General features: G+C 62.4%; 13 protein-coding genes. 11 read left to right on the forward strand and 2 right to left on the reverse strand.

Annotated features, from left to right (window positions below):
* The first annotated feature begins 4 nt into the window (after positions 1-4).
* Genes DSM104635_RS17630 through DSM104635_RS17660 form a run of 7 tightly spaced genes read left to right on the forward strand, consistent with a single transcriptional unit; the run spans position 5 to position 3,671 of the window.
* Positions 5-430: a hypothetical protein gene (locus DSM104635_RS17630; protein WP_158767481.1), complete on the forward strand. Its 426-nt coding sequence runs from the start codon at positions 5-7 to the stop codon at positions 428-430.
* A complete protein-coding gene (locus tag DSM104635_RS17635) occupies positions 427-714 on the forward strand; it encodes a hypothetical protein (protein ID WP_158767482.1) in 288 nt (95 codons plus the stop codon). Before DSM104635_RS17630 ends, DSM104635_RS17635 begins: the two co-directional genes overlap by 4 nt.
* A gap of 15 nt (positions 715-729) precedes the next feature.
* The gene (locus DSM104635_RS17640) at positions 730-1,599 is read left to right on the forward strand and encodes an isoaspartyl peptidase/L-asparaginase family protein (RefSeq protein ID WP_158767483.1); all 870 of its coding nucleotides are present in this window, start codon (positions 730-732) and stop codon (positions 1,597-1,599) included.
* A gap of 10 nt (positions 1,600-1,609) precedes the next feature.
* On the forward strand, positions 1,610-1,906 hold the full coding sequence (locus tag DSM104635_RS17645) for an MliC family protein (protein ID WP_158767484.1): 297 nt from the start codon (positions 1,610-1,612) through the stop codon (positions 1,904-1,906).
* Positions 1,907-1,930: 24 nt separating this feature from the next.
* Positions 1,931-2,251, forward strand: coding sequence for a hypothetical protein (locus DSM104635_RS17650; protein ID WP_158767485.1), 321 nt, complete (start codon positions 1,931-1,933; stop codon positions 2,249-2,251).
* Positions 2,251-2,763, forward strand: coding sequence for an RNA methyltransferase (locus tag DSM104635_RS17655; RefSeq protein ID WP_158767486.1), 513 nt, complete (start codon positions 2,251-2,253; stop codon positions 2,761-2,763). The genes DSM104635_RS17650 and DSM104635_RS17655 overlap by 1 nt, the downstream gene beginning before the upstream one ends.
* Complete coding sequence (locus DSM104635_RS17660; protein WP_267129049.1) at positions 2,760-3,671, forward strand: DMT family transporter; 912 nt, start codon at positions 2,760-2,762, stop codon at positions 3,669-3,671. Before DSM104635_RS17655 ends, DSM104635_RS17660 begins: the two co-directional genes overlap by 4 nt.
* 23 nt (positions 3,672-3,694) lie before the next feature.
* Here DSM104635_RS17660 and DSM104635_RS17665 read toward each other — a convergent pair whose 3' ends face one another.
* Positions 3,695-3,967 (reverse strand): hypothetical protein, encoded by a 273-nt coding sequence (locus DSM104635_RS17665; RefSeq protein WP_228445747.1) that lies wholly within the window; start codon positions 3,965-3,967, stop codon positions 3,695-3,697.
* Between the two features lie 86 nt (positions 3,968-4,053).
* Here DSM104635_RS17665 and rlmN point away from each other — a divergent pair, with 86 nt between their 5' ends.
* The 4 genes from rlmN to DSM104635_RS17685 all read left to right on the forward strand — a co-directional run bounded on the left by rlmN (position 4,054) and on the right by DSM104635_RS17685 (position 7,441).
* Positions 4,054-5,217 carry a dual-specificity RNA methyltransferase RlmN gene (rlmN, locus tag DSM104635_RS17670; protein ID WP_228446077.1) on the forward strand — a complete coding sequence of 388 codons (1,164 nt, stop codon included), beginning with the start codon at positions 4,054-4,056 and terminating at the stop codon, positions 5,215-5,217.
* A gap of 71 nt (positions 5,218-5,288) precedes the next feature.
* A complete protein-coding gene (locus DSM104635_RS17675; protein WP_158767488.1) occupies positions 5,289-6,395 on the forward strand; it encodes a hypothetical protein in 1,107 nt (368 codons plus the stop codon).
* Positions 6,395-6,910, forward strand: coding sequence for a GNAT family N-acetyltransferase (locus DSM104635_RS17680; protein ID WP_158767489.1), 516 nt, complete (start codon positions 6,395-6,397; stop codon positions 6,908-6,910). Before DSM104635_RS17675 ends, DSM104635_RS17680 begins: the two co-directional genes overlap by 1 nt.
* 69 nt (positions 6,911-6,979) lie before the next feature.
* Positions 6,980-7,441 (forward strand): hypothetical protein, encoded by a 462-nt coding sequence (locus DSM104635_RS17685; protein WP_158767490.1) that lies wholly within the window; start codon positions 6,980-6,982, stop codon positions 7,439-7,441.
* Between the two features lie 22 nt (positions 7,442-7,463).
* Here the strand turns inward: DSM104635_RS17685 and DSM104635_RS17690 are convergent, their stop codons facing one another.
* A complete protein-coding gene (locus DSM104635_RS17690) occupies positions 7,464-8,996 on the reverse strand; it encodes a hypothetical protein (RefSeq protein ID WP_158767491.1) in 1,533 nt (510 codons plus the stop codon).
* Positions 8,997-9,194: the final 198 nt, after the last annotated feature.

Raw genomic sequence — 9,194 nt, forward strand, 5'->3', positions numbered from 1 at the left:
GGCCATGCGTATGCTGCTTAGCGTCATCGCCTTCACCACCGCGCTCTTGTCGGTCGAAGCTCGCGCAGAGGATTACGTGTTCACCCTGCCGGTTCGCATTGAAAATATGCGCAACATGGAAAGCGCTGACGCGACTTGCGGGGTGGAAGGCCTGCGCCGACTGCCGGCGGGCGCGGGCTACACCTACGTTCCCATCCCGCTTATCGACGGCGCCTACAACGGAACACTCACCATTCGCGTCACTCTGCCAGTCGGCTTCACACGTGCGGACTTTCCGCGCTGGGCATGCGGAATTATCTATCGGTGGCGGCGACCCGCGGGAGCATCTGCAGGCTATGGTTCTGGCGAGCAGAACCTTCTTTATGCAACTGAGACCGGGCAGACCGTCGCGAGCTCGGTCCTTCGAACTGAGGGCGCTTTCCCGCGATGACGCAACGCGGTTATTTTCTGAGGCTGGCCTTCTCCATCGTTATCGATCTGTTCGATTTCACCCTGGGCCGCATCCCGATCTTCGGCACGGTGACCGAGGGCGTGGGCACGATCGTGCTCTACGCCCTGTGGGGACCAGCGGGGCTCGTGAACTTGCTGGAGATGGTCGATTTCACCGAGCAGGCCGACGCCTTCATTCCGACCGCGACCCTGGTCGCGCTCTATGTGGGGTGGAAGGAAGGTCATCTGTTCAACAAGGGTTCCACTGTCGCGCCGCGCGAGTAGCGCTATAAGCGGCCCATGACCGTGACTTGGGCCTTGGCGCTCCATGGCGGCGCCGGCGCCATCGCTGAGCGCGCCTACAAACAAGAAGAAGCGCACATGGCCGCCCTGCTCGACGAGGGCGCGGCGATGCTGACGCGCGGCGTGAGTGCGCTCGACGTGGTCACCGCGATGGCGGAGGCGTTGGAAGCCAGCGGCTTGCACGTTGCCGGCAAAGGCGCCGCGCCGAACGCGGCCGGTGTCGTCGAACTGGATGCGTCAATCATGGACGGCGACACGCGCAACGCCGGCGCCGTCGCCGGTCTGCGTGGTTTCGTCTCCCCGATCCGCGCCGCGCGTGCGGTGATGGAACACACGCCGCATGTGCTGCTGGTTGGGGATGGCGCCGGGGCGTTCGCCGCCGCGCAGAACCTGGCGCGCGTCGAAGACCCGAAGAGCTACTACACGCCCGCCGAGAGCGGCCTGCCCGGCCCAGAGAGCGGTTCGGGCACGATCGGTGCAGTGGCGCTCGACATTTCCGGCAAGCTCGCCGCCGCCACCTCCACCGGCGGTCTCGGCGGCAAGATGCCGGGCCGCGTCGGGGACACCCCGATCATCGGCGCTGGGTGCTGGGCCGATCGGCGCGCCGCTATCTCCTGCACAGGCTTGGGCGAATATTTCATACGCGTAAACGCGGCAGCCGACGTTTCCGCCCGCATCGCCTATGCTGGCCAGACGCTCGAGTCCGCCGCCGCCAGCGTCATCGAAGACGTGCGTGAGCTGGGTGGTTATGGCGGGCTGATCGCGGTGGACGCGCACGGAAACATTGCCGCCCCGTTCGCAAGTCAGGGTATGAAACGGGGAATCGCGTCCTCATCCGGGCGGCGCGAAGTAAAGACGTTCCAATAGAGGTGATCCGATGAAGACGCTCCTCGCCGCCGCCGCCGTCCTTTCACTCGCCGCGTGCGCCAGCGGCGGCGCGCCCGGCGGACCGCGCGTCGATTGGGACTGTGACGGCGCCGCCGCCTTCTCAGCGCGGATCAACAATAACGGCGCCGCTGAAGTGTTCGCGGGTGGCCAGGTCTACGTTCTTCCGGGCGTGGCGGCTGGTTCGGGCACGCGCTACACCAACGGCTCGGTTGAATATTGGGAGCATGGCGGCGAAGCGACGCTCAACGGCGCCCATGGCGGGCCTTACAATAATTGCCGACGCTGAACGCGTCGACTACGAGGGACAGACATGAAGAATTCAATCCTGCTCTGCGCCGCGCTGTTGACGCTCGGCGCCTGCGTTTCGCACGATTTCAGCGAAGGCGAACGCACCAATTATACTTGCGACAGCGGCCGCGAATTCAACTCGCGCGACGTCGCGGGCAGTGTTGAAGTGTATGCGGGCGGCCAAACCCAGCGGCTGTTGCCCAACGGCGAAGGCAGCTATTCCAACGGCACGGTGACGCTCACCAAGAGCGGCGGCAGTGCTACACTCACCGGCGTCTCCAGCGGTTCGTTCGAAAACTGCCGCGGCCGCGCGCTGAACAGCTGGTTGCCAAGCCTCTGGTGATGCGCGGCTATTTCGGCATCGGTGCTGAGGAGATTTCGAAGCCAATGAATTTGGGTGCGCTGATGCGCACCGCTCATGCGTTCGGCGCGAGTTTCTTCTTCACCGTCAACGCGCACCCCAAAGTGCGCGAAGCCTATAATAGCGACACCTCCCGCAGCTTCGATCACATGGCGTACTATCCGTACGACACGCTGGACGATCTGCGTTTGCCGAAGGGCTGCGCGCTGGTCGGCGTCGAGCTGACCGACGACGCCGTGGAGCTGCCGCGATTCCAGCACCCGAGCGCCGCCGCCTACATTCTCGGCCGCGAGCGTGGCTCGCTGTCCCCGGCGCTGCTGTCGCGCTGCGCCCACGTCGTGAAGATCCCGACCAAGTTTTGCATCAATGTAGGCCTCGCCGGCGCGCTGGTGATGTACGACCGCTTGCTCGCGCACGGTGGCTATCCAGCGCGCCCGATCATGCCCGGCGGCCCGCCGCCGGAGATGACGGAGCGGTTGAAGCAGCGCACGTGAGCGAACCGGCGGCGCCAACCAGCACAGTCTCGCGCAACGTCCGCGGCGCGCTCTGGATGCTGGGCTCAGCGCTCGCGTTCACGCTGATGACGACGCTGGTGAAGTTCCTCGGCGACGATTATTCGCCGGCGTTGCAGACGTTCTACCGCCAGGTCGCGGCGACTTTGGTGCTGCTGCCGATCATGCTGCGCGATCCAAAGGCCGCGTTCAGCACCAATCGGCCAGGCATTCTGCTTTACCGAGCGCTAGTCGGCACCTTCTCGGTGATCCTTGCCTTCTACGCCTACCAAGAGCTGCCGCTGGCCGAAGCCAACGCGCTGTCCTTCACACGCACGCTCTGGATCGTGCCGCTTGCCGTGCTGGTGCTGCGCGAAGCGATCGGCACATGGCGCATCGGCGCCACGCTCATTGGCTTCGGCGGCGTGCTGTTGATTTTGCAACCAACCGTCGCCGGCCACGGTGGCTGGCCTGCCCTTGCCGCGCTTACGTCGGCTGCGCTGTTCGCCACCACTATCACCGGCATGAAAATCATGACGCGCGACCACAGCGTCCTGGTGTTGACGGTTTGGAGTGCGGTGCTCGGTCTCGTGCTCGCCATTCCGTTCGCAATTCTGGAATGGCGCTGGCCGACTTGGCCCGATCTCGGCTTACTCGCCGCCATGGGAGTCGGCGGGCTCGTCGCGCAAATGTGCTACATCAAGGGCATGTCGATCGGCGACGCTGTCGCCATGGCGCCGATCGACTACACGCGCCTGCTGTTTGCGCTCGTTGTCGGCTTCGTCCTGTTCCAAGACATCCCCAACCCGCTGGCCATGGCGGGCGCTGCCATCGTCGTCGCCTCGACGCTGTTCATCACCTTCCGCGAAGCGCGCTTGAAACTGCCGAAACGTCCGCCGAGCGACCAGTAGCCCAGCGGACGCTCAGACAAGCCTCAGGGCTTGTTCAGCGCCGGCCACTTGGCGAACGCGAACCAAGCGGTGAGGATAACTGGCACCAACCAGCCGATGAACGGAATAATGATTGCGAGGTTAAGGAGCGAAAGCGCCCCGCTGTAACCTGCCTTCGCGAAAATCTTCCACCAGCAGAAAATGTAGAAGACGAAGAATGCGAGGCCCACGATTAGGAACACCGCAACAAACGGCCCCATCGCCGCCATCATGGCCGTTGGATCGCTGGCGCCGCCGTATTGAGAATAGTCGTTCATATGATCCCTCCCCGGATTTGGAACCGCGGGAGCTAAGCCTGCAAAATCCCTGGCGGCAAGCGATTGCAGAGCCCGCCTAGGCGGTGTTGGGGATTGCGGCGTTGCAGCATCATGCCCATAACCCGCGCGTGAGCGCCGCTCTCCCCTCCCTCGCCGGCCTATCCAAGACGGAACTGGCCGAAAAGCTTGTCGCCGTTGGCGTCGAGCTGAAGAAGGCGCGCATGCGCGCCGAGCAGCTGTGGCGCTGGATCTACCATTACGGCGTCACCAATTTCGCCGCGATGACCAACGTCGCGAAGGAACTCCGCGCAACGCTGGCGCAGCACTACACGCTGGCGCGGCCGGAGATCGTCACGCAGCAGATCAGCACGGATGGCACGCGCAAGTGGCTGATCCGTCTTGGCCCCGGCGTCGAAGCTGAGGCAGTGTTCATCCCCGGCGTCGGCCGCGCGGGTGCGCTTTGCGTCAGCAGCCAAGTCGGCTGCACGCTGAATTGCACGTTCTGCCACACGGGCACGCAGAAGCTGGTGCGCAACCTCACGGCTGCGGAGATCGTCACGCAAGTGATGATCGCGCGCGATGCGTTGGCCGAATGGCCGACGCAAGAGCGCCCACTCAACGATGGCGACCGCCAGCTCACCAACATCGTGTTCATGGGCATGGGCGAGCCGCTCTACAATCTAGATAATGTCGACACCGCGATCGCGGTCATCTCGGACGGCGACGGCATTTCGATCGGCCGCCGCCGCATCACCGTCAGCACCGCTGGCGTAGCGCCACGCATTCAAGAGCTCGGCGAACGCACCGGCGCGATGCTGGCGATTTCGCTGCACGCCACCAATGACGAACTCCGCAACCAGCTCGTGCCGCTGAACAAGAAGTACAATCTCGAAGACCTCTTCGCCGCGATCCGCTCATATCCTTCGCTCAACAATGCCAAGCGCGTAACGTTCGAGTACGTCATGCTGAAAGGCGTGAACGACTCGCTGCCGGAAGCGAAGGCTTTGGTGAAGCTGCTCGCGGGCATTCCAGCAAAGATCAATCTGATCCCGTTCAATCCGTGGCCGGGCACAAACTATGAATGCTCGGACTGGGACACGATCGAGAAGTTCGCCGAAGTGCTGAACCGCGCCGGCTATTCCTCACCGATCCGCACCCCGCGCGGCCGCGACATCCTCGCCGCCTGCGGCCAGCTCCGCAGCGAAAGCGTCAAAGTGCGCGCCAGCGAACGGGCGAAGGCGGCGACGTGATTGATCCACGGAAAAGTCACCCCATGGAAAAGCTCCGCCCCCGGCGCTAGGCTCGGCACGGGAGGGACGACATGGGACAGCGCAACATCAGCCGCCGCATCGCGGGCGACCGTGGCGTCGCGGGTTTCTTCGCCTTCATCGCGGCGCTCGTGCCTTTCGCCGGCGTCGTGGCGATGGGCTATCTCATCTATCACCTCTTCACCGACCCAAGCACCGACTTCGACTCTGATGGCGGCTACTTCTGGGTCGGCGTGCTCGCGCTAAGCGCGCTGCTGTTCTGGACTGTCACGCGCTGGACATACGACTCCGTCCACGCCGCACTGACGCCGCAGCGCGTGCAAGCAATGTGGCTACGTCGTTTCCAGGCCGAAGGCGGCGATGCGTTCCGCACCTCGCGCGTTATCGACCGGCTCTCGCGTTACGGCGTCAGCGCGCTCACACTGCAAGACCGTGACGTGCAGCTCTCGTTCGAACAACGCCGCAATCGCTTGGCGCCAGTGTTCTGGCTGCTGTTCATTCCGATCGCCGCGCTCATCACCTACGCCGTCTTCACCGGCTGGGAGAATGCGCAGGCCGACATTATGGACCTGCCGCCCGCGCAAGATCTGCAAACCGGCATCGGCAACGCGCTTGGCGCCGTGTTCGCACTGATCGTGGTCGGCCTTCTGCTCTTCGTTGGCCTCTTCCTCGGCATCCTGGCGACGGTGCTGATCGTGATGATCTCGGCCGCACTCGCCGGCCCGATCGGCGCGATGATGTCGAAGAACCGCGACGATTTTCGCACGCTGCCCAATCTGCTGAAACGCTTGCAACGCGGCAAAAGGCGCGGCGCCTCGGTTGTGCGCGTGTCCGACGCCAATTGGCGCGAAGCGGTCACGTCATCCCTGGGCGCTGTCGATGTCGCCATCATCGATCTCACCAACGTGAGCGATCACGTCGCCTGGGAGATTGGCGAAGCGGCAAAAGCGTGCTCGCAAGCCGGCTTGGTTTTCATCTGCCGCGACGGCGTCGACGTCTCGCCCGCCGCCAAAGCCGCGATCCGGCAGGCGCTTGGCCGCGAAGGCGTCAGTGTCGTGCATTATCCTTCGCGACGCGGCGCGAGCGACAAGCACTTCGCCCGTGATCTCCGCACCCACATCTACGACGCCGCCGACCTGCGCGCCGCGTACCGAGCCTGATGCCGACGCCAGCCACTCTCGAAGCGCCCGGCGTGGTGCTGCGCCCACTCGTTGTCGGCGACGCGCAAGCGCTGTTCGCCGCGCACGGCGATGAGCAGACGCACCATTATTGGTCCGGCCCCGCGCACGCCAACGTCGCGCAGACCGCGCAATACATTGAAGAGACGCTCGCCCTCCCCGGCGCACAGTGCTGGGCCATCACCGAAGACGGCGGCGAAGCGCTCGGCCGCATCGGCTTGTTCGTGCAGCGCGAAGGCGTCGCCGAAATCGGCATCATCATGCGCCGCGACGCCACCGGCCGCGGCCTCGCCTCAAAAGCGGTGACGCTCGTCTGCGACTACGGCTTCACCCACCTCAACCTCCACCGCATCGCCGCCGACATCGACCCCGACAACAACGCCAGCATCTCGCTGTTCTTGCGCGCCGGATTTCAGCGCGAAGGCCTGCTGCGCGGGAATTGGAAGACGCACCTCGGTGTGCGCGATACGGTGATGATGGGAAAGCTGCGGGAGTAGCTACGTGACCTGCGGCGGACCTATACAATGACTCGACACACCAGATCGAGCTCGGAAGGCGCGTGACCGATGATCGAAACCCTGACGGTTTTGACGACCTTGGTGCTTGGGCTATTCGCCGGCAGCCTCCTCACGGAAGCGCTCCTTCTTGTCCCCTATTTCAGGGCATTGAGCTTTGACGAATTCAACCGGCTGCACGGCGAGTTCGGGCCGCGTCTCTATCGCTATTACGCGCCGCTGACGATCAGCGCCACGCTGGTCCCTCTGGCGGCAGCGGCGACGACGCTTCTCGACTATCCGCGCATCAACCTCTTCGCTTGGTTGGCCGCGGCTTTGGTTCTCGTGATCCTGGCCACGTACGTGTTCTACTTTCGCGCCGCCAATCTCGCCTTCGCCGAGCGACGCCTCGACGAACCAGCGCTCGCCAAAGAACTGACACGCTGGGCCGGCGTTCACACCTTCCGCACCGCGCTCGCTCTGTGTGCGTTCATCGCGTCCGTACTGGCGGTGCTAGGAACGATCGGCGTGTGAGGTCGCGCACCTAGTTTAACGCCTACAGGCGACCGCTCTTCATTTCTTCCAGGTCATCGACCCAGGGCAATACGTCTCGCAAATGGAAGGGATACTCCTTCTCTATAATCTTCCCGCCGATTTCTCTATGCACGCCGGGCAGAAGCCAACCTGTGAAACTTTCAGTAGCAGCGTGGCGCACGGACTCGAAGAACCCCGCCTCGTCGGATTCCATCAGCGTCTGTTCAAAATCTTTCACTGCGCTGAACACTACTGGCCGCTTGTCTGCCTCCGAGATGCCGGGGTCGTCGGCGGCCATCGCATCAGCCATCCTCAGAACTTCTGATCGCAACCCTCGGGACATAAGCAACCAAGCGTCGAGCGTAAGCACCAATCCATGAGCTTCAGCATCGATTTCTGCCTGCACGATGCCCCTGCGAATATGTGAGAAGTATCGCCAGACTTGGTAGGCACCCTTGGCAAGTTGTTTGTATCCATCCTCTGCGACAAATGCCGGATCCTCGGAATACTGTGCATCCAGATTGAGTTTTGACGCCTTGCACTCGATAGCCAGCGCGAGCTGGCCTCTCCTCGACAACAGCACATCGGGAGAACGAAACTCCTGGCCACTAACCCGATAGATTTTCTCCGGCTGGACCAAGAGGCTCGGCATAAGTTGCCGACATAGATTCTCACAGTAAAGTTCGAAGCGTCCGCTCGCTTCGTTTCTGAGCGCCTGACCACCACCTGTCAGATCATAATAGATGCCCGACGTGACACGTTGGAGGATCAACTCCGGCAACGGAGAACGAAACATACTGTTGGACGTTTCGACGACTGGAAACTGTCGAAAGACGCTTGGTCGATACGCCACGGACGGAATAAATCCCCAACGCGCCCGGACATCTTCGAAATCGCGAGTGTACTTGGATCGAACGGTAGTGAGAGGCGCACAAAACAAACGAAACGCCGCGTCACAGGTTTCTGCCGAGACTCCCACCGACAATAAATTGAGCCTGCCGCCATATGCTGGCTGTCGCATGAAGTGCATGTACGTCGCGAAACCAACCAATGAGAACTGATTCTGAGTCAGCCCGTGCAGGCGTTCGAAGTACTCGCCGCACTTACTTCCTCCGTAAACGAAAGCGTTCCGGTAAAACTGAACGACGTTGAAATAGCCTGACTGCCAAGGAAATTCTCGCTGAGCGATGCGGTGCAGCTCGTCCAGGATACTGACGCGCTTCAAATAGATTCCTGACTCTTCGTTCTCCAATTTGCGCAAGATACGGACCAACGTCGCCAATCCACCAAAATTACCAACGTTCAGAATTCGATTGGCGCCGTCGCGAGGTGTGAACTTCTCAGTAAGCAAAAGCTCACCGAGTAACGTCTCGATCTCCCACGGATAGATCGAGAACTTGGACTCGAAGCGAGGAGTGGCAGCTCCCAAAGGATAGGCAATGAACCGTCGCGCTTCGTCTTCTCTGCCGGTCTGCAAAGCGTTGACCGCCCAACAAAGGTCAAAAAACGCCTCGTCCGGCGCCGTCGAAAGCCAACGCCTGAGCTTCTTCTGCACTTGTCGTCGCTCAGTCTGTCCCATCGGCGGAAGTATTTCACGAGTCGTCTATCCATGGATTCCGGCGGGATTCGCGTGTAAATTCAACACCCGCACAAAAATCTATCCGCCCCCTCCCCGCGCAGCCGTACACTCCTTGCATCCCGTTTCATCGGAGGGGCGTTCGGTACCAGCCCAAGCGTGAAGCGGAGTGTGATG

The sequence above is a fragment of the Terricaulis silvestris genome (assembly GCF_009792355.1).
GTDB lineage: Bacteria > Pseudomonadota > Alphaproteobacteria > Caulobacterales > Aquidulcibacteraceae > Vitreimonas > Vitreimonas silvestris.

Bases quoted from the DNA above. Each gene is read 5' to 3' on its own strand.
- DSM104635_RS17635 (WP_158767482.1), top strand. From the start codon at position 427: ATGACGCAACGCGGTTATTTTCTGAGGCTGGCCTTCTCCATCGTTATC.
- DSM104635_RS17655 (WP_158767486.1), top strand. From the start codon at position 2,251: ATGCGCGGCTATTTCGGCATCGGTGCTGAGGAGATTTCGAAGCCAATG.
- DSM104635_RS17680 (WP_158767489.1), top strand. From the start codon at position 6,395: ATGCCGACGCCAGCCACTCTCGAAGCGCCCGGCGTGGTGCTGCGCCCA.
- DSM104635_RS17630 (WP_158767481.1), top strand. From the start codon at position 5: ATGCGTATGCTGCTTAGCGTCATCGCCTTCACCACCGCGCTCTTGTCG.
- DSM104635_RS17640 (WP_158767483.1), top strand. From the start codon at position 730: ATGACCGTGACTTGGGCCTTGGCGCTCCATGGCGGCGCCGGCGCCATC.
- DSM104635_RS17675 (WP_158767488.1), top strand. From the start codon at position 5,289: ATGGGACAGCGCAACATCAGCCGCCGCATCGCGGGCGACCGTGGCGTC.
- DSM104635_RS17650 (WP_158767485.1), top strand. From the start codon at position 1,931: ATGAAGAATTCAATCCTGCTCTGCGCCGCGCTGTTGACGCTCGGCGCC.
- DSM104635_RS17665 (WP_228445747.1), bottom strand. From the start codon at position 3,967: ATGAACGACTATTCTCAATACGGCGGCGCCAGCGATCCAACGGCCATG.
- DSM104635_RS17685 (WP_158767490.1), top strand. From the start codon at position 6,980: ATGATCGAAACCCTGACGGTTTTGACGACCTTGGTGCTTGGGCTATTC.
- DSM104635_RS17645 (WP_158767484.1), top strand. From the start codon at position 1,610: ATGAAGACGCTCCTCGCCGCCGCCGCCGTCCTTTCACTCGCCGCGTGC.